Annotated in this window: 27 protein-coding genes; 13 read left to right on the top strand and 14 right to left on the bottom strand. The window is 73.0% G+C overall.

Annotation, left to right across the window (positions count from 1 at the left end; translation table 11 throughout):
- Together ACGFIA_RS25980 and ACGFIA_RS25975 are read right to left on the bottom strand one after the other, a co-directional pair.
- A complete protein-coding gene (locus ACGFIA_RS25980; protein WP_357387384.1) occupies nucleotides 1–1,224 on the bottom strand; it encodes a DUF6596 domain-containing protein in 1,224 nt (407 codons plus the stop codon).
- Between the two features lie 19 nt (nucleotides 1,225–1,243).
- On the bottom strand, nucleotides 1,244–1,636 hold the full coding sequence (locus tag ACGFIA_RS25975; RefSeq protein ID WP_262015747.1) for a YciI family protein: 393 nt from the start codon (nucleotides 1,634–1,636) through the stop codon (nucleotides 1,244–1,246).
- Nucleotides 1,637–1,726: 90 nt separating this feature from the next.
- On the opposite strand from ACGFIA_RS25975, the gene ACGFIA_RS25970 reads away from it, so the two are divergent.
- Both ACGFIA_RS25970 and ACGFIA_RS25965 read left to right on the top strand, forming a co-directional pair.
- Nucleotides 1,727–2,191 carry a peroxiredoxin gene (locus ACGFIA_RS25970; protein WP_256487405.1) on the top strand — a complete coding sequence of 155 codons (465 nt, stop codon included), beginning with the start codon at nucleotides 1,727–1,729 and terminating at the stop codon, nucleotides 2,189–2,191.
- A gap of 65 nt (nucleotides 2,192–2,256) precedes the next feature.
- On the top strand, nucleotides 2,257–2,943 hold the full coding sequence (locus tag ACGFIA_RS25965) for a hypothetical protein (protein ID WP_393262561.1): 687 nt from the start codon (nucleotides 2,257–2,259) through the stop codon (nucleotides 2,941–2,943).
- A gap of 70 nt (nucleotides 2,944–3,013) precedes the next feature.
- Here the strand turns inward: ACGFIA_RS25965 and cydB are convergent, their stop codons facing one another.
- Together cydB and ACGFIA_RS25955 are read right to left on the bottom strand one after the other, a co-directional pair.
- The gene (cydB, locus tag ACGFIA_RS25960) at nucleotides 3,014–4,012 is read right to left on the bottom strand and encodes a cytochrome d ubiquinol oxidase subunit II (RefSeq protein ID WP_357387380.1); all 999 of its coding nucleotides are present in this window, start codon (nucleotides 4,010–4,012) and stop codon (nucleotides 3,014–3,016) included.
- Nucleotides 4,013–4,029: 17 nt separating this feature from the next.
- A complete protein-coding gene (locus ACGFIA_RS25955) occupies nucleotides 4,030–5,439 on the bottom strand; it encodes a cytochrome ubiquinol oxidase subunit I (protein WP_357387378.1) in 1,410 nt (469 codons plus the stop codon).
- Between the two features lie 228 nt (nucleotides 5,440–5,667).
- Here ACGFIA_RS25955 and ACGFIA_RS25950 point away from each other — a divergent pair, with 228 nt between their 5' ends.
- Nucleotides 5,668–6,438, top strand: a complete 771-nt coding sequence (locus ACGFIA_RS25950) for a lysophospholipid acyltransferase family protein (protein ID WP_357387376.1) — start codon at nucleotides 5,668–5,670, stop codon at nucleotides 6,436–6,438.
- Between the two features lie 62 nt (nucleotides 6,439–6,500).
- The gene (locus tag ACGFIA_RS25945) at nucleotides 6,501–7,151 is read left to right on the top strand and encodes an NAD(P)H-dependent oxidoreductase (RefSeq protein WP_357387374.1); all 651 of its coding nucleotides are present in this window, start codon (nucleotides 6,501–6,503) and stop codon (nucleotides 7,149–7,151) included.
- Between the two features lie 130 nt (nucleotides 7,152–7,281).
- Here the strand turns inward: ACGFIA_RS25945 and ACGFIA_RS25940 are convergent, their stop codons facing one another.
- Together ACGFIA_RS25940 and ACGFIA_RS25935 are read right to left on the bottom strand one after the other, a co-directional pair.
- Nucleotides 7,282–7,650, bottom strand: a complete 369-nt coding sequence (locus tag ACGFIA_RS25940; protein ID WP_357387372.1) for a DUF4180 domain-containing protein — start codon at nucleotides 7,648–7,650, stop codon at nucleotides 7,282–7,284.
- The gene (locus tag ACGFIA_RS25935) at nucleotides 7,643–8,095 is read right to left on the bottom strand and encodes a helix-turn-helix domain-containing protein (RefSeq protein WP_357387370.1); all 453 of its coding nucleotides are present in this window, start codon (nucleotides 8,093–8,095) and stop codon (nucleotides 7,643–7,645) included. The genes ACGFIA_RS25940 and ACGFIA_RS25935 overlap by 8 nt, the downstream gene beginning before the upstream one ends.
- Nucleotides 8,096–8,183: 88 nt before the next feature.
- Between ACGFIA_RS25935 and ACGFIA_RS25930 the strand changes: the two genes are divergently transcribed.
- The 3 genes from ACGFIA_RS25930 to ACGFIA_RS25920 all read left to right on the top strand — a co-directional run bounded on the left by ACGFIA_RS25930 (nucleotide 8,184) and on the right by ACGFIA_RS25920 (nucleotide 11,154).
- Nucleotides 8,184–8,951: a glycerophosphodiester phosphodiesterase family protein gene (locus ACGFIA_RS25930; protein ID WP_357387368.1), complete on the top strand. Its 768-nt coding sequence runs from the start codon at nucleotides 8,184–8,186 to the stop codon at nucleotides 8,949–8,951.
- 20 nt (nucleotides 8,952–8,971) lie between these two features.
- On the top strand, nucleotides 8,972–10,369 hold the full coding sequence (locus tag ACGFIA_RS25925; RefSeq protein WP_393262555.1) for an MFS transporter: 1,398 nt from the start codon (nucleotides 8,972–8,974) through the stop codon (nucleotides 10,367–10,369).
- Between the two features lie 98 nt (nucleotides 10,370–10,467).
- Nucleotides 10,468–11,154 carry a thymidine kinase gene (locus ACGFIA_RS25920; protein WP_393262669.1) on the top strand — a complete coding sequence of 229 codons (687 nt, stop codon included), beginning with the start codon at nucleotides 10,468–10,470 and terminating at the stop codon, nucleotides 11,152–11,154.
- Nucleotides 11,155–11,157: 3 nt separating this feature from the next.
- On the opposite strand, the gene ACGFIA_RS25915 is transcribed toward ACGFIA_RS25920, so the two are convergent.
- Nucleotides 11,158–11,616, bottom strand: a complete 459-nt coding sequence (locus ACGFIA_RS25915; RefSeq protein WP_357387365.1) for a hypothetical protein — start codon at nucleotides 11,614–11,616, stop codon at nucleotides 11,158–11,160.
- Nucleotides 11,617–11,792: 176 nt separating this feature from the next.
- Between ACGFIA_RS25915 and ACGFIA_RS25910 the strand changes: the two genes are divergently transcribed.
- The gene (locus ACGFIA_RS25910; protein ID WP_393262552.1) at nucleotides 11,793–12,164 is read left to right on the top strand and encodes a VOC family protein; all 372 of its coding nucleotides are present in this window, start codon (nucleotides 11,793–11,795) and stop codon (nucleotides 12,162–12,164) included.
- Nucleotides 12,165–12,230: 66 nt separating this feature from the next.
- On the opposite strand, the gene ACGFIA_RS25905 is transcribed toward ACGFIA_RS25910, so the two are convergent.
- Nucleotides 12,231–13,220, bottom strand: coding sequence for a tyrosine-type recombinase/integrase (locus ACGFIA_RS25905; protein ID WP_357387361.1), 990 nt, complete (start codon nucleotides 13,218–13,220; stop codon nucleotides 12,231–12,233).
- Between the two features lie 84 nt (nucleotides 13,221–13,304).
- Between ACGFIA_RS25905 and ACGFIA_RS25900 the strand changes: the two genes are divergently transcribed.
- The gene (locus ACGFIA_RS25900; RefSeq protein ID WP_393262549.1) at nucleotides 13,305–14,318 is read left to right on the top strand and encodes a helix-turn-helix transcriptional regulator; all 1,014 of its coding nucleotides are present in this window, start codon (nucleotides 13,305–13,307) and stop codon (nucleotides 14,316–14,318) included.
- Nucleotides 14,319–14,323: 5 nt separating this feature from the next.
- Here the strand turns inward: ACGFIA_RS25900 and ACGFIA_RS25895 are convergent, their stop codons facing one another.
- The 4 genes from ACGFIA_RS25895 to ACGFIA_RS25880 form a co-directional block, all read right to left on the bottom strand.
- Complete coding sequence (locus ACGFIA_RS25895; protein ID WP_357387357.1) at nucleotides 14,324–14,758, bottom strand: Hsp20/alpha crystallin family protein; 435 nt, start codon at nucleotides 14,756–14,758, stop codon at nucleotides 14,324–14,326.
- A 74-nt stretch (nucleotides 14,759–14,832) separates the two neighbouring features.
- Nucleotides 14,833–15,342 (bottom strand): GNAT family N-acetyltransferase, encoded by a 510-nt coding sequence (locus ACGFIA_RS25890; protein WP_357387355.1) that lies wholly within the window; start codon nucleotides 15,340–15,342, stop codon nucleotides 14,833–14,835.
- Nucleotides 15,339–15,866, bottom strand: a complete 528-nt coding sequence (locus ACGFIA_RS25885; protein ID WP_357387353.1) for a DUF2087 domain-containing protein — start codon at nucleotides 15,864–15,866, stop codon at nucleotides 15,339–15,341. Before ACGFIA_RS25885 ends, ACGFIA_RS25890 begins: the two co-directional genes overlap by 4 nt.
- A gap of 64 nt (nucleotides 15,867–15,930) precedes the next feature.
- Nucleotides 15,931–16,419, bottom strand: a complete 489-nt coding sequence (locus ACGFIA_RS25880; protein ID WP_357387351.1) for a GNAT family N-acetyltransferase — start codon at nucleotides 16,417–16,419, stop codon at nucleotides 15,931–15,933.
- 108 nt (nucleotides 16,420–16,527) lie between these two features.
- On the opposite strand from ACGFIA_RS25880, the gene ACGFIA_RS25875 reads away from it, so the two are divergent.
- The 3 genes from ACGFIA_RS25875 (at nucleotide 16,528) to ACGFIA_RS25865 (ending at nucleotide 18,119) form a co-directional block, all read left to right on the top strand.
- Complete coding sequence (locus ACGFIA_RS25875; RefSeq protein WP_393262544.1) at nucleotides 16,528–16,833, top strand: hypothetical protein; 306 nt, start codon at nucleotides 16,528–16,530, stop codon at nucleotides 16,831–16,833.
- Between the two features lie 13 nt (nucleotides 16,834–16,846).
- Nucleotides 16,847–17,665, top strand: a complete 819-nt coding sequence (locus ACGFIA_RS25870) for a TIGR04222 domain-containing membrane protein (protein WP_357475037.1) — start codon at nucleotides 16,847–16,849, stop codon at nucleotides 17,663–17,665.
- Nucleotides 17,666–17,810: 145 nt separating this feature from the next.
- Complete coding sequence (locus ACGFIA_RS25865; RefSeq protein WP_357387345.1) at nucleotides 17,811–18,119, top strand: hypothetical protein; 309 nt, start codon at nucleotides 17,811–17,813, stop codon at nucleotides 18,117–18,119.
- 62 nt (nucleotides 18,120–18,181) lie between these two features.
- Here the strand turns inward: ACGFIA_RS25865 and ACGFIA_RS25860 are convergent, their stop codons facing one another.
- Both ACGFIA_RS25860 and ACGFIA_RS25855 read right to left on the bottom strand, forming a co-directional pair.
- Nucleotides 18,182–19,753, bottom strand: coding sequence for an MDR family MFS transporter (locus ACGFIA_RS25860; protein ID WP_357475033.1), 1,572 nt, complete (start codon nucleotides 19,751–19,753; stop codon nucleotides 18,182–18,184).
- Nucleotides 19,754–19,815: 62 nt separating this feature from the next.
- On the bottom strand, nucleotides 19,816–20,430 hold the full coding sequence (locus ACGFIA_RS25855; protein WP_393262539.1) for a TetR family transcriptional regulator: 615 nt from the start codon (nucleotides 20,428–20,430) through the stop codon (nucleotides 19,816–19,818).
- A gap of 333 nt (nucleotides 20,431–20,763) precedes the next feature.
- Here ACGFIA_RS25855 and ACGFIA_RS25850 point away from each other — a divergent pair, with 333 nt between their 5' ends.
- Nucleotides 20,764–21,300, top strand: coding sequence for a DUF1062 domain-containing protein (locus ACGFIA_RS25850; RefSeq protein ID WP_393262536.1), 537 nt, complete (start codon nucleotides 20,764–20,766; stop codon nucleotides 21,298–21,300).
- Nucleotides 21,301–21,416 lie beyond the last annotated feature (116 nt).

The raw sequence follows: 21,416 nt of genomic DNA, 5'->3' as shown, positions 1-21,416 counted from the left end.
TCAGGAGTCGCTGGTCAGGCGGGCCAGCCGCCGGTTGAGGTAGCGCTGTTCGGGCAGGCTGCCGGTGAGGCGGGCGGCCAGCCGGTAGTGCTCGGCGGCGGCCCGCGGATCGCCGTGGAGTTCCAGCAGGTGGGCGCGGACGGCGTGCAGCCGGTGGTGGTCGCGCGTCGCCGGGTCGGCGAGCAGCGGGTCGAGCAGCGCCAGTCCGATGGCGGGGCCGTGCGCCATGGCCACGGCGACGGCCTGGTTGAGGGTGACGAACGGGCTGGGAGCGACCCGGCTCAGCATGTCGTAGAGGACGCTGATCTGCAGCCAGTCGGTTTCCGGGAAGGCCGGCGCCTCGGCGTGCACGGCGGCGATGGCCGCCTGGAGCTGGTAGCGGCCCACCGGGCCGTGCGGCAGGGCCCGGTCGAGCAGCGTTACTCCCTCGTCGATGAGGTCGCGACGCCAGCGGGTGCGGTCCTGCTCGGCGAGCGGCACGAGGTCACCGGCGGCGTCGGTGCGGGCGGGTGAGCGGGCGTGGGTGAGCAGCATCAGCGCCAGCGCGCCGGCGGCCTCGTGGTGGCCGGGTAGCGCCGCGTGGACCTGCCGGGTGAGCCGGATCGCCTCCTCGGCGAGCTCCACGTCGACGAGCTGGTCACCGGAGGTGCGGGTGTAGCCCTCGCTGAACACCAGGTGGCACACGTCCAGCACGGCGGCCACCCGGTCGGGCAGCGCGTCCGGCGGCGGCATGGTGAACCGGGCGCCGGCCTCGCGCAGGGTCGTGCGGGCGCGGCTCAGCCGCTGCGTCATGGTCCGGGCCGGCACCAGGTAGGCCGCGGCGATCTGCTCCACGCGCAGTCCCGCCACCGCGCGCAGGGTCAGCGCGACCTGGGAGGGGCGGCTCAGTGCCGGGTGGCAGCACAGGAACAGCAGCCGCAGCGTGTCGTCGGCGCCGGTCACGGGCGTGTCGTCATCGACGGGCGGTACCACGCCGGCGCCGGGTTGCCGGGCCGCGTCGAGCCGCTCGCGGCGGGTCCGGGCCGCCTCGGCGCGCATCCGGTCGATCAGCCGCCGCGAGGCGACCTGGATGAGCCAGGCCCGCGGTTCGTCGGGCACACCGGTGAGCGGCCAGCGAGCGGCGGCCGCCTCCGCCGCGTCCTGCAGGGCGTCCTCGCAGGCGTCGGGGTGCCCGTAGCGGCGCAGCAGCGCGGCGCGGACGTGCGGCGCTTCCCGGCGCCACACGTCCGCGAGGGGCGCGGCGTCACTGATCGGAGCCGCCCGGCCACATCAGGGGCCGCAGCTCGACCGTCTCGCCCGGGCCGGCGAACTTCGCGGCGACGGCCTCCGCGCGGGCCTGGTCCTCGACGTCGACGAGGAAGAAACCGGCGAGGTGTTCCTTGGCCTCCGAGTACGGGCCGTCGGTGGCCAGGGGTGCGCCGTCGCGCCACCGGTAGAGCCGTGCGGTGCCGGGGTCGGCGAGCGCCTCCCCCATGACCAGCTCACCGTTGGCGTGCAGCTCGGTCATCACCTGCTCGAAGTCGGCGTTGAGCTGTTCGCGTACCTCGGCGGGCAGCTCCTGGTGGGCGGCGAGGTATTCGGAGGTGGGGTGGCCCCACGGCTCCGGGTTGGAGTGGATCATGATCACGTACTTCACTGGCTGTCCTTCGCGTCGTGCGGCGGTGTCTCCCCGCCGCTCGCCCGGTACGACGGAGCGGGATCGCCGATGTCTACATATCCTCGCGTCATGAGTGACGCGGTGGGTGTCGGTGACCTGGTCGAGGATTTCACGCTGCCGGACGAGACGGGTACGCCACGGCGCCTGTCGGAGTTCCTGGCCGCCGGTCCGGTGGTGCTGTTCTTCTACCCGGCGGCGATGACGCGGGGCTGCACGGCGGAGAGCTGCCACTTCCGGGACCTGGCGGCGGAGTTCGCGGCGGTGGGCGCGCAACGGGTGGGGATCAGCCGGGATCCGGTGCAGCGGCAGGCGGAGTTCTCCCGCCGGCACGGGCTCGGCTATCCGCTGCTGTCCGACGCCGACGGCGAGGTGGCGCGGGCGTTCGGGGTGCGGCGGCGGCTGCCGCTGGGCGCGCTGAGCACCCGGCGGATGACGTTCGTGATCGGCACGGACCGGCGGGTGCTCGCCGTGGTGCACAGCGAGCTGAGCATGAACGAGCACGCCGACGCGGCGCTGCGCGCCCTCGGGGGCTGATCATCGCGGTGTCGCAGCCGGCTGGTATCAAGGCTGCGTCAAACAGGTGTACGGAAGAGGGCGTGATGGCGGGTCAGGGTTTGTCCACTGACGAGGTTCAGGGAATCCGGGAGGCCCTTGCGGCGGGCCGCAAGCCCCGGGTGGTGTTCACCGAGGCGGCCGGGCAGATGGCCGGGCAGCTCGGGCAGGTGGTGGAGCTGACCGACCCGGCGGCGTCGGAGGAGTTCGTGGTGGTGCGGTTCGGCCGCGACGAGCTGCCGTTCTCCCCCGCCGACGTGGCGATCGCCCCCAAGGGCGCCGGGCGGCGTCCGGCCGCGGAGGCGAAGCCGGAGCCGGAGCAGCCGCCGGCCGCGCCGGAGCCTGCGTTCGTGCTGGACACGCCGCGGGTGCCGGCGCCGCGGCGGGAGGAGACGAAGACCGAGGCGCCGCCGGCGGAGCCGAAGCCGGCGAAGCGGGCGGTGAAGGCCGCGAAGCCGAAGACGCCGCCGGGGCTGACCGTGACGCTGGCCTACGCCGAGGGCGAGTGGACGGTGGCCGCGCAGCAGGGCACGAAGGCGCTGGCCCGGCCGTACGTGGTGAAGCCGGCCGAGGCGCTGCGGATGGTGGCGCTTGTCGACGTGCCCGGCGTGCAGGAGGCGGTGGAGCAGATCCTGGCCGCCGAGCGGGCCGAGGCCGAGCAGCAGGCGGAGAAGCTGCGCGCCGAGCTGGCCGAGATCGAGGCGCGGCTGGCGGAGCTGCGCGAGGCGCGCTGACCCTTGGACGCCCCGCGGGGCCGGTGCGACCCCCTCGCGCCGGCCCCGCGCCCCTGCGCCCACAGGTCGATCAGTGTTGCGGGATGTTCTGTACCCCGATCCGGCGGCGGAACACCCAGTACGTCCAACCCTGGTACGCCAGCACGATCGGCGTGAACACCACTGCCACCCACGTCATGATCTTCAGGGTGTACGGGGTGGACGCGGCGTTGGTGGCGGTGAGCGTGCCGGCCGCGTCGAGGGTGGACGGCATCACGTTCGGGAACAGCGCGGCGAACAGCGTCGCCACGGCCAGCGCGATCGCCACGGCGGTGCCGGTGAACGCCCAGCCCTCCCGGCGTACCTTGGCCGCGGCCAGACCGCCGAGCAGGGCGAGGGCGGCACCGACGGCGAGCACGACGGCGGCGGCGCTGGAGCGGATGCTCAGCGACCAGCTCAGGAACGCCACAGCGGCCACGGCGGTGCCGACGCCGAGCTTGACGGCGAGGGCGCCGGCGCGCTCCCGGATGTCACCGGTGGTCTTGAGCGCCAGGAACACCGCGCCGTGGGTGAGGAACAGCCCCAGCGTGGTCAGGCCGCCGAGCAGCGCGTACGGGTTGAGCAGGTCGAACAGACCGCCGACGTACTCGTGGTCGGCGTCCAGGGGCACGCCGCGGAAGATGTTGGCGAACGCCACGCCCCACAGCACGGCCGGGATCGCCGAGCCCCAGAAGATGGCCTGGTCCCAGCGGCGCTTCCAGGACGCCTCGGGCCGCTTGTGGCGGTACTCGAAGGCGACGCCGCGGGCGATCAGGGCCAGCAGAATGAGCAGCAGCGGCAGGTAGAAGCCGGAGAACAGGGTGGCGTACCACTCGGGGAAGGCGGCGAACATGGCGCCGCCGGCGGTGATCAGCCACACCTCGTTGCCGTCCCAGACCGGGCCGATGGTGTTGATCAGGACGCGGCGCTGCCTGTCGTCGCGGCCGAGCACCGGCAGCAGCATCCCGACGCCGAAGTCGAAGCCTTCGAGGATGAAGTAGCCGGTGAAGAGCACTGCTACGAGGAGAAACCAGACGGTCGTCAGTTCCACGGTTGGGCTCCGGGGTGTCAGTAGGCGAACGCCAGCGGGCGCTCGGCGTCGTCGGTGTCGTCGTCGGTCTGCGGGGTGACGTCCGGGACGCCGGCGCGGGCGTAGCGGACCAGCAGCTTGAACTCGACCACCGCGAGGACGGCGTAGATGAGGGTGAACGCGGTGAAGGAGGTGAGGACCTCGGTCAGGGAGACGCTGCGGGACACGCCGTCGCGGGTGAGCATCTCGCCGAAGACGATCCACGGCTGGCGGCCCATCTCGGTGAAGATCCAGCCGAAGGAGTTGGCGAGCAGCGGCAGCACGGGCATGACCAGGCCGGCGCGCAGCAGCCACTTGCTGGTGGGGGTGCGGCCCTTGCGCTGGCTCCAGAGCACCAGCAGCGCGATCGCGGCGGCGGCCAGCCCGAAGCCGATCATGAAGCGGAAGCTCCAGTAGGTGACCGGGATGATCGGGGCGTAGTTGCCGGGGCCGTACTGGCTGGCGTACTGGGCCTGGAGGTCGTTGATGCCCTGCACGGTGCCGTTGGGGTCGCCGGTGCCGAGGAACGACAGCAGGTACGGGATCTTGATGGCGAACAGCTCGCGGCTGCCGTCGAGGCTGCCGACGGTGAGCACGGAGAACGAGGCGGGGCTCTCGGTGGTGTAGAGGCCCTCGGCGGCGGCCATCTTCATCGGCTGCACCTCGGTCATGATCTTGCCCTGGATGTCGCCGGTGAGGATGACGAGCGCCGAGGAGACCAGGACGACCCAGGAGCCGAGCTTGGTGGCGAAGCGGTACGCGCCGGTGTCGGCGCTGTCGCGGTTGCGCATCACGTGCCACAGGCCGACGGTGACCATCAGCGACCCGGCGACCAGGAACGCACCGGCCAGGGTGTGCGGGAAGGTGATCAGGGCGACCTTGTTGGTGAGCACGGCGACGAAGTCGGTCAGCTCGGCGCGGCCGCTCTCGGGGTTGATCCGGAAGCCGACCGGGTTCTGCATGAACGAGTTGGCGGCGAGGATGAAGTACGCCGACAGGTTGGTGCCGATCGCGGCGGCCCAGATCGAGGCCAGGTGCAGGCGCTTGGGCAGCCGGTCCCAGCCGAAGATCCACAGACCGATGAACGTGGATTCGAGGAAGAACGCGACCAGGGCCTCGATGGCCAGCGGCGCACCGAAGATGTCGCCGACGAAGCGGGAGTAGTCGCTCCAGTTCATGCCGAACTGGAACTCCTGCACGATGCCGGTGACCACACCCATCGCGAAGTTGATCAGAAACAGTTTGCCGTAGAACTTGGTGAGTTTGAGGTACCGCTCGTTGCCGGTGCGGTGCCACATGGTCTGGAGGATCGCCACCAGCACGGACAGGCCGATGGTCAACGGCACGAACAAGAAGTGGTAGACGGTGGTGACACCGAACTGCCAGCGGGCGACGTCCAACGCGTCCACCTGAAAACCCCCAGCTGCGCATACTACGAGACGTAGTAGATACTACTCGTCGTCGTAGGGAGACCAGCAGGGCCGCAGGGCCCCACCCGGCCCGGGACCAATGACCCTGATCACCCTTGCCGGAGGACCTGCGGTCCCGGGCTCACCCTTGCCGGAGGACCCTGCGGTCCCCGGATCACCGTGCCCGGGTGCCGGGATCGCCCTGGCTCGTGCGACCATCCAGCGTTGATGAACAGCACCCCCTGGCGCGCGCCGCTGCTGTGGCGGGCCGCGCAGACGCTCGCCTGCGCCGCCGTCAGGCTGGTCGGCCGGCTGGAGGTCACCGGCGACGTGCCCGACGCGCTGCGCCACGGCCCGCTGGTCCTGGCCGCCAACCACATCAGCCCGTTCGACCCGGTGGTCCTCGCCGCCGCCTGCCGGGTCCGGCGGGTCGCGCCCCGGATCATGGCCACCGGCGGGCTGTTCCGCACCCCGGTGATCGGGGCGCTGATGCGCCACGCCGGGCACATCCGCGTCGACCGGGGCACCGCCGCGGTGCACCGGTCACTGGAGGTCGCCGCCGAGGCGGTGGCCGGCGGCTCGGTGGTGCTGGTCTACCCGGAGGGGCGCATCGGGCTCGACCCCGGCATGTGGCCCGAGCGGGGAAAGACCGGCGCCGCCCGGCTCGCCTTCGCCGGCGGCGCCGCTGTGGTGCCGGTCGCCCAGTGGGGCTCGCACGAGGTGCTGCCCTACCGGGCGCCCAAGGGGATGCTGCGCGCGGTCGCCCGGGCGATCGTCCGCCGGCCCGCCATCAGGGTGCACTTCGGCGCCCCGGTGCCGCTGGACGACCTGCGCTCCGGCTCCCCCGGCGCGGCCCGGCAGGCCACCGACCGGATCATCGACGCGATCACCGACGACCTGGTGGCGCTGCGCCCCGACGAGCCGGACCTGCCACGCCACGTCGACCCGGGGCGGCCCGTCGAGACCACCCGCGCCCACCGCCGCCACCGCGCCGGCTGAGGCATCCCGGCCCCGGTGGCGGGTATCAAGTCCCGCACCCTTTGGGCGGAGAGGACCTGGTCATGACCACTGTCCGAGCACTCGTACTCAACTGCACCCTGAAGCGTTCCCCGGCGACGTCCAGTTCACAGGTGCTCGGCCAGGAGGTGCTCGACGCGCTGGCCGATCAGGGCGTCGACGGCGAGATCGTCCGGGTGGTCGACCACGACGTGCGCTTCGGGGTCTCCGTCGACGAGGGCGACGGAGACGGCTGGCCCGACATCCGTGCCAAGCTGCTCGCCGCCCAGATCCTGATCATCGCCACGCCGATCTGGCTCGGTCAGCCCTCGTCGGTGACCAAGATGGTCCTCGAACGGTTGGACGCCGAGCTGTCCGAGACCGACGAGCAGGGCCGCCTGCGCACCTACGGCAAGGTCGGCGGGGTGGCCGTGGTCGGCAACGAGGACGGCGCGCACCACACCATCGCCGAGGTGCAGCAGGCCCTCAACGAGGTGGGGTTCACCTGCCCGGCCGCCGGGGCCACCTACTGGGTCGGGGAAGCGCTGCACAAGACCGACTACATCGACGCCCGCCCCAAACCCGACACGACCGGCCGCACCACCGCCGCGCTGGCGCTCAACAGCGCCCACCTGGCCCGGCTGCTCGCGGAACAGCCGTACCCGCCACCTGGATCCCGTGACGCAGGCACCGGCACCAGCAGCCACCCGGGCTGACCCGGCACACCCCAACCCCGACCTCGGCCCGCTCCCGCCCGTCGACCTTGCAGTTGGTGCCCCGGCAAACCCGGCGAAACACCCCTGACGAGGGCCGCAAGTGCAAGATCGGCGAGGTGGGGCGGGTGGGTCAGGTGGTGTTGCGCAGCCGCTCTTCGAGCGCGTCCAGGTCCGGCACGAACCACACCTGGTCGTGCCGGTTCGACTCGGCCACCAGCGCGCGCAACGCGCCGCTGCGCTCCAGGTGGGCGGAGATGTCACCGACGACGGCAAGGCGCAGCCGGTAGTTGACGAACTTCTGCATCACCTCACCGGCGAAGCGGGTGCCGAGGGTGAAGAAGGCGGGGTCGAGCCGGCCGGCCGGCACCGCGACCACTGTCGCGCCGAGGAACGCCGCGCCGATCAGGTCCAGCGCGTCGCGCTCGGTGGCGATCGGCGGGCCGTCCGGGTCGCAGACCAGCACCTGCTCGCCGGCGCGCTCCTGCATCAGGTCAGCCATGGTCGCGCTCCCCGCCGCCGAGCAGGCCGTTGCCGCCGTCGAGCACCCCGTCGAGCAGGCGCAGCAGGTCGGCGGTGGCGGTGAGGTCGCCCAGGATCATGATGGTCATGCGGTGCCGCTCCTCGTCGTGGACCGTCTGCACGCGCAGCGGACGGTCCGGGTCGTGGTGGGTGTTCACGCCGGCCAGCACCAGCGTGGCGAGCCGGTCGGCGGCGGTCCGGTCGACGCCGTCGAGGCGGACGACGCTGGACACCTCCGCTCCCGGCGCCGAGGCGGCCGGGGCAGGCCGGCCGGTCAGCGCGTCCAGGTCCGCGCGGGCGATCCGGTACTGCTTACCGATCCGGGTGGCCCGCAGCCGCCCGGATCGGATGTAGCCGCGCACGGTGCGCACGTGCAGGCCGAGCAGGTCCGCGACCTGCTCCACCGAGTACATGTCGTTACTCATCGCACCCTATGTTAATCGAGTTAGGGAACGATAGGGAATTTCATCGCCCGGCCATCTGCGGGCCACCCCGGGCGGGCATACTGCCCGCGTGCAGCCCCGTCACGGCTACCTCGACGCGCCCGCGCCGCTGGCGTTCGCCCACCGCGGCGGCGCGGCCGACGGCGACGAGAACACCACCGCCGCGTTCGCCCGTGCCGTCGCCCTCGGCTACCGGTACGTGGAGACCGACGTGCACGCCACCGCCGACGGCGTGTCAGTGGTCTTCCACGACCCGACGCTGCGCCGCGTCACCGGCGAACAGGGCCGCATCGCGGACCTGCGCTGGGCCGACCTGTCCTCGGTGCGCGTCGGCGGGGCCGCCCTGGTGCCCCGCCTGGACGAGGTGCTCGACGCCTGGCCGCAGGTGCGGTTCAACATCGACGTGAAGGCCGACGGGGGCGTGGAACCCACTGTCGCCACCGTCACCCGGGTCGGCGCGGGCGGCCGGGTGCTGCTCGCCTCGTTCAGCGACGCCCGGCTGGCCCGGCTGCGGGCGCTGGCCGGGCCGGAGGTCGCCACCAGCCTCGGCATGCGCGGGGTGGCCCGGGTGCGGCTGGCCTCGCTGCACGGGCGGCCCCTGCGGCTGCCCCCGTCCGTGGTGGCCGCGCAGGTGCCGGTCTCCTTCGGGCGGCTGCCGGTGGTCGACAGGCGGTTCCTCGCGTACTGCCACCGGATCGGGTTGCAGGTGCACGCCTGGACGATCGACGAACCTGCCCAGATGCACCACTTACTTGATCTTGGTGTGGATGGCATCATGACCGATCACGTCAGCGTGCTCCGTGACGTCTACCGCAGTCGCGGCCACTGGGCCGCCTGACCCCCCGAGGACGACCCCCGATGGCCGATACGGTCACCCCCGCCGTCGCCGACCCCGCCGGACCGGGCAGCACCCGCCGCGAGCGCACCGGCTGGTACTTCTACGACTGGGCGAACTCCGCGTTCCAGACCACAGTCATCACGGTCTTCCTCGGGCCGTTCCTCACCACAGTCACCGAGCTGGCCGCCGGCTGCGAACTGGGCGCGGACAGCTGCGACGGCGCGGTGTACCCGCTGGGCATCAAGGTCGCCGCCGGCTCGTTCTACCCGTACCTGATCTCGCTGTCGGTCTTCCTCACCGTGTTCGTGCTGCCGGTGGTCGGCGCGATCGCCGACCGGTCGGCGCACAAGAAGCGGCTGCTCGCCGCCGCGGCGTTCACCGGCGCCGGCGCGACCATCGCGTTCGCGTTCGTCACCGGCGAGCGCTACCTGCTCGGCGGCGCGCTGTTCCTGATCGCGAACATCTCCTTCGGCGCCGCCGTGGTCGTCTACAACTCGTTCCTGCCGCAACTGGGCGGCCCGGACGAGCGCGACGGCATCTCCAGCCGCGGCTGGGCCATCGGTTACCTCGGCGGCGGGCTGCTGCTCGCGCTGAACCTGGTCGCCGTCACCATGCTCAGCGAGGAGGGCAACGCCCAGCGCACGCTGGACCTGGCCCGCTGGTCGATCGTGTCGGCCGGCGTGTGGTGGGCCGCGTTCACCCTGGTCCCGCTGCGCTGGCTGCGCGAGCACCCGACCGAGGCGGCCCGCCGGGGCGGCAGCGGTGTCAACGTGCTCACCGACGGGTTCCGGCAGCTCGGGCGCACCCTGCGGGAGATCAAGACGTACCCGCTGACGCTGTACTTCCTGCTCGCGTTCCTGGTCTTCAACGACGGCATCCAGACCGTCATCACCCTGGCCAGCCAGTACGGCACCGAGGAGCTGCGGCTGGAGCAGAGCACCCTGATCGTGACCATCCTGCTGGTGCAGTTCCTCGCCTTCGGCGGCGCGCTGGCCCTCGGCGCGCTCGCCAAGCGCATCGGCGCCTGGAAGACCGTGCTGCTGTCGCTGGTGCTCTGGACCGGTGTGATCGTCGCCGCGTTCCGGCTTCCCGCCGAGGCGCCCGTACCGTTCATGATCCTCGGCGGCTGCATCGGCCTGGTGCTCGGCGGCAGCCAGGCCCTGAGCCGGTCGTTGTTCAGCCAGCTCATCCCGGCCGGCAAGGAGGGCGAGTACTACGGCTTCTACGAGATCAGCGACAAGGGCACCAGCTGGCTCGGCCCGCTGGCGTTCGGCCTGGTCTTCCAGCTGACCTCGTCGTACCGGGTGGGTCTGGTGTCGCTGCTGATCTTCTTCGTGGTCGGTTTCGCGCTGCTGGCCGCCGTGCCGATGCGCCGGGCCATCATCGCCGCCGGCAACACCCCGCCCCGGGTGCTCTGACCCGCCGTGCCCCGGCGGGTGGATCATCGCGGGCCTGATCGGGCGTCGTCGATCGGCTAGGCTGCCCCGACGTGACCGACGACGCCGTCCCGACCTGCCTGGCCCGCCCCCTGCCGGGGCCTGGTGACGACCGAGCCGCCGGCTGCGCCGCCGCGCGCGGCGTCGACGGCCGGCCGCTGCACGCCGCCGCGCTGAAGTTCTTCTGGGGGCCGATGGACTGCGGCAAGTCCACCATGGCGTTGCAGATGAACCACAACCACGCCCGGCAGGGCCGCCGCGGCCTGGTCACCACCCGCATCGACCGCTCGCTGGGCCCGCAGGTCACCACCCGCATCGGCCTGGCCCACGAGGCCGTCGAGGTCACCGACGACCTCGACCTGCGCGTCCTGGTCCGCGACGCGTGGGCCGAGGGGGTACGGGTGGACTACCTGATCTGCGACGAGGCGTCGTTCTACAACCTCGAACACGTCGAGCAGATGGCCGAGCTGGTCGACCGGTTCGACGTCGACGTCTACGCGTTCGGCCTGGCCACCGACTTCCGCTCCTGCCTGTTCCCGGCCGCGCAGCGGCTGTTCGAGCTGGCCGACGAGGTGGCCCGCATCCAGGTCGAGGTGCTCTGCTGGTGCGGCCGGGAAGGGCTGCTCAACGCCCGCGTGGTGGACGGCCGGGTGGTCCGCGAGGGCGCGCAGGTGGTCATCGGCGACACCGTCGACACCGCCGACGTGCGTTACCAGGTGCTCTGCCGCCGCCACTACCGCGCAGGCGACCTCGGCCCGCGCGCCTGAGCATCAGAAGGGATCCCCGCACACCCGCCAGCCGCCGCCCTCCGGCACCACCGGCAGCTCACGTTCCTCGCTGCCGCCGCCGTCGCGGTTGATCCGCACGAGCACCGTCCCGTGCGGCCGGCCGGACCGGGTCGCCACCGAGACGTCGACGATCTCGTAGCCGCTGACCTGCGGCGGCGTCCGCACCCAGCTGCCGAAGCCGGCCTTGCTCCACTTGCCTCGGGCCTCGGCGCACAGCCGCTCGTACGCCGCGTCGGTGTCCCCGGACGCGACGTCACGGAAGAACCCGTCGGCGGTCTCCCGCACCGGCCCGTCGGCCTGGAACACCACCTGCGCGTTCCACACCGCCAGCCCGGCCACCCCGATCAGGCAGGTGCCCACGCCGAGACCGGCGATCAGCACGCCCGCGCGTAGCGGCCGGCGACGCCGGGCCGGGTGGTGCCAATCCCGCTGCCTGCCCATCACCGACGACGCTAGGCAACCGGGCAGCGGCGCGCAGGCAGTTACGGCGCGCAGGTCACTCCGTGTAGCCCGGTTAGACGGTCGGTGCCGCGTGTCGGTGAGTCGTTTCCGCTCTCAGCTCGGCCTCGCCGTCATACCTGACGACAGGTGGCAGGTATGCACGGCAGACTCCCGGCATGACCAGTCACGCAGACATCGCCATGATCAACCTGGACAGCTCCGACCCCGCCGCACACGCGGCCTTCTACGCCCACGCGCTCGGTGGGGAGATCACCCACAGCGAGGCCGAGTACGCGATGATCACCAAGGACGGCACGTCGATCGGCTTCGGCCTGGTGCCCGGCTTCGCGCCGCCGGCCTGGCCGGACGAGAGCGGCGACAAGCGCTACCACCTCGACCTCTACGTCGACGACGTGACGGCCGCGGAGAAGGATCTGATGGCGGCCGGGGCGACCCGGCCCGGCTTCCAGCCCGGCGGTGAGCGGTGGACCGTCCTGCTGGACCCGATCGGGCAGCCGTTCTGCCTCTGCCCCCGTCCGCAGGGCTGACCGGCAGCGATGCGGGCCGCGAACCACCGCGGCCCGCATCGCTGCCGGGTCACCCGCTCCGACGGCTCAGCCGCGCCGGCGGGCCCGAGCAGCCCAGATGGTGTACGCCGGGTCGCGGTCCAGGTTGTGCCGGTCCCGGTCGTAGCGGCGGGTGGTACGCGGATCGGCGTGCCCCATCGCGTCCTGCACGTCCTCCAGCGGCACCCCCTCGGAGCGGGCCGTGGTGGCGAACGCGTGGCGCAGCGAGTGCGGCGACAGCTTCGCCCACGCCGCGATCCCGGCACGTTGCGCCAGCCGTCGCACCAGCCGGAACACGGCATGCCGGTCCAGCCGCCCGCCGGTGGCGGTGATCAGCAGCGGGCCGGTCAGCTCCGGCACCGTGACACCCTGCGCGGCGGCCCGTACGGCCAGGTAGGCGTCGACCGCGTACGCGGTGCCCGGGGTGAGCGCGCGCCGGCGTACCTTGCCGCCCTTGCCCACGAAGCGGACGCTGCGGTGACCGCGTTCCGTGCCCAGGTCGGACACGTCCAGCGCGACCAGCTCCCCGACCCGCAGGCCCAGGTCGGCCAGCAGCGCGACGGCGGCCCGGTTGCGGGCGGCGGCCGGACCGGTGTCGGCGTCGGCGGCGGCGATCAGCGCGTCGACCTCCTCGGGGGTCAGGCCGACGGTGGCGGAGTGGTCCCGGTCCACGCGCGGGCGGTCCGCCGCCGACACCGGGTTGGCCGCCATCGCGCCCAGCTTGACCAGGAAGTCGTACCAGCTCGACAGCGCGGACAGCCGGCGCGCGACGGTGGCCGGGGTGAGCGGGCGGCCGGCCCGGCCGCGGGGGGTGGACTCCAGTTCCCGGCCGTAGGCGTTGACGTCGAGGAAGGTCGCCCGCAGCGGGTCGAGCCCACGCTCGGCGCACCAGCTCAGCCAGCCGGTGACGTCCCTCCGGTACGCGTCGCGGGTGTGCTCGGACAGCCGCCGGTTGCGCAGCCACGCCTCGGTGACGTCGGCCGGGCCGGCGGGCAGGGCGGCGGTACGGGCGCGGGGCAGCACCTCGGGGCGAAGCATGTGAGAAAGGTTCTCAGTAAGTGGGGGGTTTGGCGACGAGGCGCGCCCGTCCCCGGTCACCCGGGTCCGGGTTAGCGTCACCGGGTGCGTGCCAGCCGGCTGGTCTCCCTGCTGTTGCTCCTGCAGACCCGGGGGCGGATGACCGCCCAGGAACTCGCCGACGCCCTGGAGGTGTCGGTGCGGACCGTCTACCGCGACGTCGAATCGCTCGGCGCCGCCGGAGTCCCGGTGTACGCCGATCGGGGGCCGGCCGGCGGATACCGGCTGCTGGAGGGCTATCGGACCCGGCTCACCGGGATGACCGGCCCAGAGGCCGAGGCGCTGTTCCTCGCCGGCCTGCCCGGCCCGGCCGCCGAACTGGGACTGGCGTCGGTGGTGGCCGCCGCCGAGCTGAAGGTGCGCGCCGCGCTCCCCGGTGAGCTGGCCGACCGCAGCGGCCGGATCCGGCAGCGGTTCCATCTGGACGCGCCCGGCTGGTTCCGGCACCCGGAGGCCACCCCGCACCTGGAGACGCTGGCCGGCGCGGTCTGGCGGGACCGGCTCGTGCGGCTGCGGTACCGGCGCTGGCGTGCCCCACGGGAGGTGACCCGGCTGGTCGCCCCGCTGGGCGTGGTGCTCAAGGCGGGCCGCTGGTATCTGGTGGGCCGCTGCGAGGAGCAGATACGCACCTACCGGGTCGGCGCGGTGCTCGACGCCGAGGTCACCGCCGAGCCGTGTGCGCGGCCCGACGACTTCGACCTGGCCGCGTACTGGCGGGAGTGGACCGCCCGCTACGAACGCGACGTCTACCGTGACCAGGCCCGCATCCGGCTCACCGTGGCGGCGCTGGAGTTCATGCCGTACGTGTTCCCGCCGGAGATGAGCCGCGCCGCCCGGGCCGCAGCCGGTGAGCCCGGCCCGGACGGATGGCTGGAGACCACAGTGCCGATCGAGTCGGTCCGGCACGCCCACACCGAGTTCCTGAAGCTCGGCGCGGAGGTCGAGGTGCTCGCCCCGGCGGCGCTGCGCGACCGGTTCATCGCGACCGCGCACGCGTTGGCCCGGCTCTACGGCGACGCGGGGTCGGCCGGTGCTCCGGCCTCCCCCGCGTCGGCGTGACCTGCTCAGACGGTGGTGAGCTGACGGCGGCCGTTGCCCTCGGCGGGCGTGCTGACCGCGATCCGGCGCGGCTTGGCGCGCTCGGCGATGGGGATGCGCAGCGTCAGCACCCCGTTGTCGTAGCCGGCCTCCAGCCGGTCGGTGTCGAGCGTGTCGCCCAGGAACAGCTGCCGGGTGAACGTGCCCATCGGCCGCTCGGCGGCGACCAGCTCGACGTTCTCGCCGGTGGGGCGGCGCCGCTCGGCGCGGACGGTCAGCACGTTGCGCTCGACGGTGCAGTCGATGCTGTCCGGGTCCACGCCGGGCAGGTCGAACGCCGCGTAGAAGTGGTCACCGTCGCGGTAGGCGTCCAGGTGCATCACGGCGGGCCGGGCGGTGGTGCCGAAGAACTGCTCGGCGATCCGGTCGATCTCGCGGAACGGGTCGGTACGCATCAACATGGCTCTTGCCTCCTCGGTTCTCCTGGCCCAAGGTCTCAAGTTGAGTCTTGGAGACTCAAGTTCCTGCTTCTGTTTTAGCGCGCCCCCGCCACGTCGTCAACCCGGCCCGCGAGCGCCTTCTCGAACCAGTGCTGGGCGTACGGACCGCTGCTGAAGGCGGGGATCTCCCGGTAGCCGAGCCGGGCGTACAGGGCACGCGCCTCGACCAGATCCGAGCGGGTGTCCAGCCAGATCCGCCCCGCACCGCCGGCGACCGCGTACGCCTCGATCGCGCCGACCAGCGCCGCGCCGCCCCCGGCGCCCCGGTGCTCCGGGCGCACGTACATGCGGGTCAGTTCGGCCCAGCCCGGCTGCCACCTCAACCCGGCGCACCCGGCGAGCCGTCCGTCGCGGCGGGCCAGCACCAGCAACCCGGTCGGCGGGGTCAGGTCGTCGCTCGGGTTCTCGGCCAGCGCGGCGTCCACCTCGTCGGGCTGCTCCGGGCGGCCGTACCAGCGGCGCACCATCTCGGCCATGTACTCCCGCAGCATCAGCGTGGCGTCCGGCTCGTCGGGGAGCGCGAGCTGCGTGCTCCAGCCGCTCACGGGCCGGTCCGCCAGTAGACGCCCTGCTCGCGGGTGAGCAGCATGTCGTCGATCAGGTAGCGGCGCAGCGTCACGTGGTCGGCCTCGCCGCCCTCGCACCACCGGCGCAGCGCGTCGTCCACCTCGCGCTCCGGATAGCGCCGCCCCGGCTCGAAGGCGCGTTCGGTGATGTGCTCCAGCAGGACGCGGCGGCGCCCCCGCTGCGCGGGCAGCCGGGTCAGCGCGCCGTCGCGCAGGAACGTGCGCAGGATCGTCTCGCGCGGGTTCGCGGCCGGGCCCGCCGGTGCCGCCACCCCGGCCCGGGCGAACTCGCGCAGCCGCTCGGCGTCGACCCGTAGCCCGCCGCCGCCGTCGTCGAGCACACCGGCGTCGGTGAGACGGCGTACGGCCACTGCGGCGTCACGGGCGGGCAGCCCGGTGCGGGCCACCACGGCCGGCACGTCGCGGGCACCGAGCACGATCGCGGCGAACACGGTCCGGCGACGCTCGTCGGCGAGCGCCCCGGCGAGGGCATGAGCGGTCATGGCGGGCAGCCTGTCAGCAACCGCCGGATCCGGCGAGGCGTTTTCCGGTCACCGCCGCCGCGGTTCACAGCCGCCGGTGCATGACGTGCAGCCCGACCCGTCCCCGCGTCGGGTGCGCGAACGCCTCCGGCACGGTGCCGACCACGGCGAAACCCAGCCGCCGGTACAGCTCCACGGCCGCCGTGTTGGTCTCCACCACGGCGTTGAACTGCATCGCGGCGAAGCCCTGCCGGCGGGCCCAGTCCAGCGCCTCCGCGCACAGCGCCCGGCCCACACCCCGCCCGCGGGCCTCCGCCGCGACCATGAAACTCGCCGTCGCCACGTGCGATCCCGGCCCGGGCCGGTTCGGGCCCATCTTCGCGGTGCCGCGCACCACGCCGTCGTGGTCCACCGCGACCGAGGTACGCCCCGGCGGGCGCTCCACCCACACCTCGCGCGCCGTCTCCGGCGGCCAGTCCGGGTCGTACGCGAACGTGTCGGCGGTGGCCAGAACGTCGGAGAGAATCGGCCAGACGTGAGCCCAGTCGGCGTCGGTGTAGTCACGGATCCGCATCGCGAGGGAGGCTAGCCGCCGGCCCGGCCGTCCGGCCAGCGGTTTGCGTCCACCCGGCCGAGGGTCGCGGGGCATCGACGGCACGCCGATGCGGTCCATCATGGGCAGGTGGCCGAATCAGTCGCCGGCATCGATCGGAGCGAGGCCGCCGCACCCGGTGGCCCGCCGCCCGCCGGTCCGCGTACCGTCGCGCCCCTGGTCGTGGGCCGGTCGGCACCGTCGTGCTGCTGTCGCTGGCCGGCCGCTACGACGGCGCGGCGGTGGTCCTGGTCGCCGCGATCGCCCGGCAGTTCGGCGCCGGCCGGGTCGACCAGACGGGCCGATGTGGACAACGGCGAGCCGATCTTCCTGGGCCGGGGCCTGCGGCGTCGGTGGTCCCGGATCTGGGACACCGAGGTACGCCACGGCTCCTGAGATACTTGCCGTCATGCTCTGGGGAGTCAGCGGGCCGATCTTCCTCCTCGACTACCTCGGCGCGGTCGCCGTGGCAGTCGTGATCGCCCTGGCGGTACGCGAACTGACCGGCCGCCGTACCCGGGGCGCGACGCCCGACCGGGTCGAGTTGGCGTACCTGACCGACCGGGCGCTGCTGGCCTGCCAGGTGGGGGTGGCGGCGCTGCGCCGCGCCGGCGGGGTCGAGGTCGGCGAACTCGCCACCCTTCAGGCGCAGGGGCGGCCCCCGGCCGGGTCGCCCGCGCTGGTGCGCGCCCTGCACTCCGCGCTGCGCCGCCCGCAGACCTGGGCGGCCGTGCTCGCCGACCCGGAGGTGGGCCGGGCGCTGCGCCGTACGGTCGGGCGGCTGGTCCGCGACGGCTGGCTGCTCACCCGGGCGCAGCGGCGGCGGATCGCGCTGGGCACGGTGCCGCTGTTCGCGGTGGCCGCGGTCGGGCTGACCCGGCTGGTGGACAGCGCGGTGGAGGGGCGTTCCGCCGGCGGTCCGGCCTCGGTCGCCGGGCTGCTGCTGTGCTGCCTGGCCACCGCGCTCGGCGGCTGGTGGCTGACCGAGGTGCCGGAGACCGGTGCCGCCGCCCGCGCGCTGCTGCGGCGGCTGCGCCGCGAACACGCCGACCTGGACCCGGAGCGCCGCCCGGTCTGGCAGGGCCGGGACACCGACACGCTGCTGACCGGCATGGCCCTGTTCGGCCCCCGGCCGCTGCTGGCCGTGGACCCGGCCTTCGCCGTGCAGGTCGGGGTCGACCCGGAACGCGACCGCCCTCGCCCCGACCGCAAACCCGCCCGCCGCTGACCAGACCCCCCATTCGGGCCGATCATGAAGTTGGCGGTGCCAGGTGTCCGTTTTGCCCGGCTCAACGTCATGATCGGCGGGGTGGGTGGGGTAGGCCGCGGCACCGGCCGGGTTTCCTTGTCTTGAGCGCCGGGAAGGCTCGGGCATGGCCGAGACATTCGTGAGCGAAGACCTGAAGACACTGCAGGCGATTGCGCGCGGGGCCGGCATGCAGGAGGTCGACCGCCTGTCGCCGGACCAACTGGTCGAGGCGCTACGCCGCGCCGGGGTGACGAACGGTACGCAGGACCAGTGGCCGCCCCAGCCGGTCGAGGATCCGGCGCACCTGGCCGGGCTGCCCCGCAGCTCGCTGACGCAGGGCGACGAGAGCACCGGCGGACGCGCCGCCGAGGAGGCGATCGGTGCCATGCCCGGCGAGTCCGGCACCGAGATCAACGACCGCACGCAACGCTGACCGTACGCACAAGGGGCCGCCCCCGGTGATCCCGGGGGCGGCCCCACGCCCGCTCGGACGCCTCAGTGCGTGCCGGCGGCGGCCGCCGCCTCCTCGCGGGCCCGGCGCTCGTCGCCGCTGAGCGTGTTCAGCGGCTTCTCCTTGATGAACAGCACGACGATCAGGGCGAGCAGCGCGAAGGGCGCGCCGATGAGGAACATCTCCGACGTGGCGATGCCGTAGACGTCCTGCACGATGCGCAGCACCGGCTCCGGCAGGGTGGACAGGTCCGGCACCTCGGCCGACCCGCCGCCGGCCGCGACCGGCCCCAGCCGCTCGACGGTCAGCGAGGTCACCCGGTTGGCCAGGACCGCGCCGAGCGCGCTGACCCCGACCGCGCCGCCCATGCTGCGGAAGAACGTCAGCACCGAGGTGGCCGCGCCCAGCTCGGCGGCCGGCACGTCGTTCTGCGCGGCCAGCACCAGGTTCTGCAGGAGCATGCCCACGCCGACACCCAGCACCGCCATGTGCACCGACAGCACCGGCACGCTCGTGTTCGCGTCGATGGTGCTCAGCAGCAGCATGCCGACCGTCATCACCGCGGCGCCCGCCACCAGGAACATCTTCCACCGGCCGTACTTGGTGATGAGCTGGCCCGCGACGGTCGAGGAGACCAGCAGGCCGAGCACCATCGGCAGGCTCATCAGGCCGGCCACCGTCGGCGACTTGCCCAGTGAGGTCTGGAAGTACTGCGACAGGAACACGGTGCCGCCGAACATCGCCACGCCCACGAGGATGCTCGCCACTGTGGTAAGGCTGACCGTGCGGTTGCGGAAGATGCCCAGCGGGATGATCGGCTCCTCGGTGCGGGCCTCCACGAACACGGCGAGCGCGAGCAGCGCCAGCCCGCCGCCGACCAGAAGGGCGGTCCAGCCGGAGGCCCAGTCGAACTTGTTGCCGGCCAGCGACGACCAGATCAGCAGCGTGGACACGCCCGAGGTGATCAGCAGGGCGCCGAGCCAGTCGATGCGGACCTTGCGGCGGACCACCGGCAGGTGCAGCGTCTTCTGCAGCAGCGCGATGGACAACAGGCTGAACGGCACGCCGATGAGGAAGCACCAGCGCCAGCCGAGCCAGGACGTGTCGACCAGGACACCGCCGATCAGCGGGCCGGCGATGGTGCCGACGCCGAAGACGGCGCCGAAGATGCCGGCGTACCGGCCCAGCTCGCGCGGCGGGATCATGGCCGCCATGACGATCGTGGCGAGCGCCGTCATGCCGCCCGCGCCGATGCCCTGGATGACCCGGCTGAGCAGCAGCACCTCCACGTTCGGGCTGAAGCCGGCGACGAGCGAGCCGACCACGAACAGGCCCAGGGACAGCTGGATCAGCAGCTTCTTGCTGTAGAGGTCGGCCATCTTGCCCCACAGGGGCACGGTCGCGGTCATCGCCAGCAGCTCGCTGGTGACGATCCAGGTGTAGACGGTCTGGCTGCCGTTGAGGTCGGCGATGATCCGGGGCAGCGCGTTCGCCACCACCGTCGAGGCGAGGATCGCCACGAACATGCCGACCATCAGGCCGGACAACGCCTGGAGAACCTCCCGGCGCGACATCCGCGTACCCGCCTCGGCGGGCGCGACAGTGGCGGTGGTCATCGAACTCCTTGTCGTGTGCACGTGCGAGCGGCCGCGCGACTGCGGCCGCCGGTACGAATGGGTCAGGTCGCGGCGTGTGGATCGGGCAGGCCGGCGGCGACGGCGGCGAACGCCTCGGCGGTCAGCTCGCGCAGTGTCGTGTCGGGTCGCTCGACCCACTGCATCAGGGCGGTGCGGAGGACCGCGCCAGCCACAGTGGTGACGAGCGTCGGGTGGCCATGGCACGGGTCGAGGCCGAGCCGGGCGGCCACCGCCGCGACGATCACCTGTTCCGTCTCCGCGTTGCCGCTGATCAGCCGTGGAAGCAGCGACGGGTTCGCCGCGATCACCCGCAGGCGCAGCAGCCACACCTCGCGGTCGGCCTCGACGGCCTCGACCACGTCGTCGAAGGCCAGGCGCAGCACGTCGAACGCGGACAGCTCCGGCGGCGCGGCGAGGATGCGGGCCGCAAGCACCTCGCGGTCGGTCGGCTGGTCGCCGAGCAGCGCCTCGTCCTTGCTGGGGAAGTAGTTGAAGAAGGTGCGGGCCGACACGTCGGCGGCCTCGCTGATCTCCTCCACCGTCACCTGGTCCAGGCCGCGCTCGGCGACCAGGCGCAGCGCGGCGGCGCTGAGGGCGGCGCGGGTCTGCCGCTTCTTGCGGTCACGCAGGCCGGGGCGGCTCTGATCCGAGGTCACGCCACGACATTAGGAGCGATCTTGCAGAGGGTGCAAACTTTTAGTGAGTGAAGTGACGGGCGACGCATCGCGACGGCGCCGGAAAACGGGTTGAGAGCGGTTCCGGACGTCCCGTACGTTTCCCGCACTCCTGTCGCAGCGAAGAAGGACGATTCCGCGTGACCCCTCCTGCTCTCTAGAACCTGACACGTTCCCCACGCCTGTAGCCGGCCGTTCCGCGCCGGCTCCCCGGGCTGCCCTCGCGCGCCCGGGCACAGCGTCCGAGGCCGCGCGTAATCGGCCTCGCGTCAGGTCTTCAGAGATCAGGTCTCCATGTCATCCCAACCGCATATCGTGCTGCCCTGGGTCGTACGCCGGACCCGCCTTCCGCTGCTGTCGCTGCGCTGCGTCACCTGCCGGGCGGAGTCGGCCACCGCCGCCCGGGGCAGGTTCCGCGTCAACGCCAACGGCAAGATCCTGGACGTGTGGCTGCTGGTGCACTGCGTGTCCTGCGACCGGACCAGCAAGCTCACCGTCCGGGAGCGGGCGGCGGTCAGCTCGTTCGATCCCGCCGATCTGCACGGCCACCAGCTCAACGATCCCGATCTGGTGGCGGCCACCCTGCTGGACCCGGCGTTCGCCCGGCGCTGCCGCTTCACCCTGGACTGGACCGGCGCGTGGCGCCTGGACGCGCCGGTCCTACCGCTCGACGGGTGCCCGGTCCAGGTGGACGTCACCTTCGACGACCCGGTGCCGGTACGCCCGGACCGGCTCATCGCCAACCGGTTCGGCCTCACCCGGCCCGAGGTGCTGCGCCGGGTCAAGTGCGACATCCCGCTGAACCGTCCGACGAGCACCGCGTTCACCTTCACCGTGCTGGCGGAGGACTGAGCGAGGCGGGGGGGGGGGGGGGGGGGGGGGGGGGGGGGGGGGGGGCGGCCCCCCCCCGCCCGCGCGCCCGCCCCCCCCCGCCCCCCCCCGCGCCCGCGCGGGCGCCCCGGGCGGGC

This window comes from Micromonospora sp. NPDC049203 (assembly GCF_043197215.1).
GTDB lineage: Bacteria > Actinomycetota > Actinomycetes > Mycobacteriales > Micromonosporaceae > Micromonospora.
This window is presented reverse-complemented; position numbering and strand designations above follow the sequence as displayed.

Excerpts from the sequence above, each read along its gene's own strand:
- ACGFIA_RS25970 (WP_256487405.1), top strand. The coding sequence starts at position 1,727 with ATGAGTGACGCGGTGGGTGTCGGTGACCTGGTCGAGGATTTCACGCTG.
- ACGFIA_RS25965 (WP_393262561.1), top strand. The coding sequence starts at position 2,257 with ATGGCGGGTCAGGGTTTGTCCACTGACGAGGTTCAGGGAATCCGGGAG.
- ACGFIA_RS25950 (WP_357387376.1), top strand. The coding sequence starts at position 5,668 with ATGAACAGCACCCCCTGGCGCGCGCCGCTGCTGTGGCGGGCCGCGCAG.
- ACGFIA_RS25945 (WP_357387374.1), top strand. The coding sequence starts at position 6,501 with ATGACCACTGTCCGAGCACTCGTACTCAACTGCACCCTGAAGCGTTCC.
- ACGFIA_RS25940 (WP_357387372.1), bottom strand. The coding sequence starts at position 7,650 with ATGGCTGACCTGATGCAGGAGCGCGCCGGCGAGCAGGTGCTGGTCTGC.
- ACGFIA_RS25935 (WP_357387370.1), bottom strand. The coding sequence starts at position 8,095 with ATGAGTAACGACATGTACTCGGTGGAGCAGGTCGCGGACCTGCTCGGC.
- ACGFIA_RS25925 (WP_393262555.1), top strand. The coding sequence starts at position 8,972 with ATGGCCGATACGGTCACCCCCGCCGTCGCCGACCCCGCCGGACCGGGC.
- ACGFIA_RS25915 (WP_357387365.1), bottom strand. The coding sequence starts at position 11,616 with ATGGGCAGGCAGCGGGATTGGCACCACCCGGCCCGGCGTCGCCGGCCG.
- ACGFIA_RS25910 (WP_393262552.1), top strand. The coding sequence starts at position 11,793 with ATGACCAGTCACGCAGACATCGCCATGATCAACCTGGACAGCTCCGAC.
- ACGFIA_RS25905 (WP_357387361.1), bottom strand. The coding sequence starts at position 13,220 with ATGCTTCGCCCCGAGGTGCTGCCCCGCGCCCGTACCGCCGCCCTGCCC.
- ACGFIA_RS25895 (WP_357387357.1), bottom strand. The coding sequence starts at position 14,758 with ATGTTGATGCGTACCGACCCGTTCCGCGAGATCGACCGGATCGCCGAG.
- ACGFIA_RS25885 (WP_357387353.1), bottom strand. The coding sequence starts at position 15,866 with ATGACCGCTCATGCCCTCGCCGGGGCGCTCGCCGACGAGCGTCGCCGG.
- ACGFIA_RS25880 (WP_357387351.1), bottom strand. The coding sequence starts at position 16,419 with ATGCGGATCCGTGACTACACCGACGCCGACTGGGCTCACGTCTGGCCG.
- ACGFIA_RS25870 (WP_357475037.1), top strand. The coding sequence starts at position 16,847 with ATGCTCTGGGGAGTCAGCGGGCCGATCTTCCTCCTCGACTACCTCGGC.
- ACGFIA_RS25865 (WP_357387345.1), top strand. The coding sequence starts at position 17,811 with ATGGCCGAGACATTCGTGAGCGAAGACCTGAAGACACTGCAGGCGATT.
- ACGFIA_RS25860 (WP_357475033.1), bottom strand. The coding sequence starts at position 19,753 with ATGACCACCGCCACTGTCGCGCCCGCCGAGGCGGGTACGCGGATGTCG.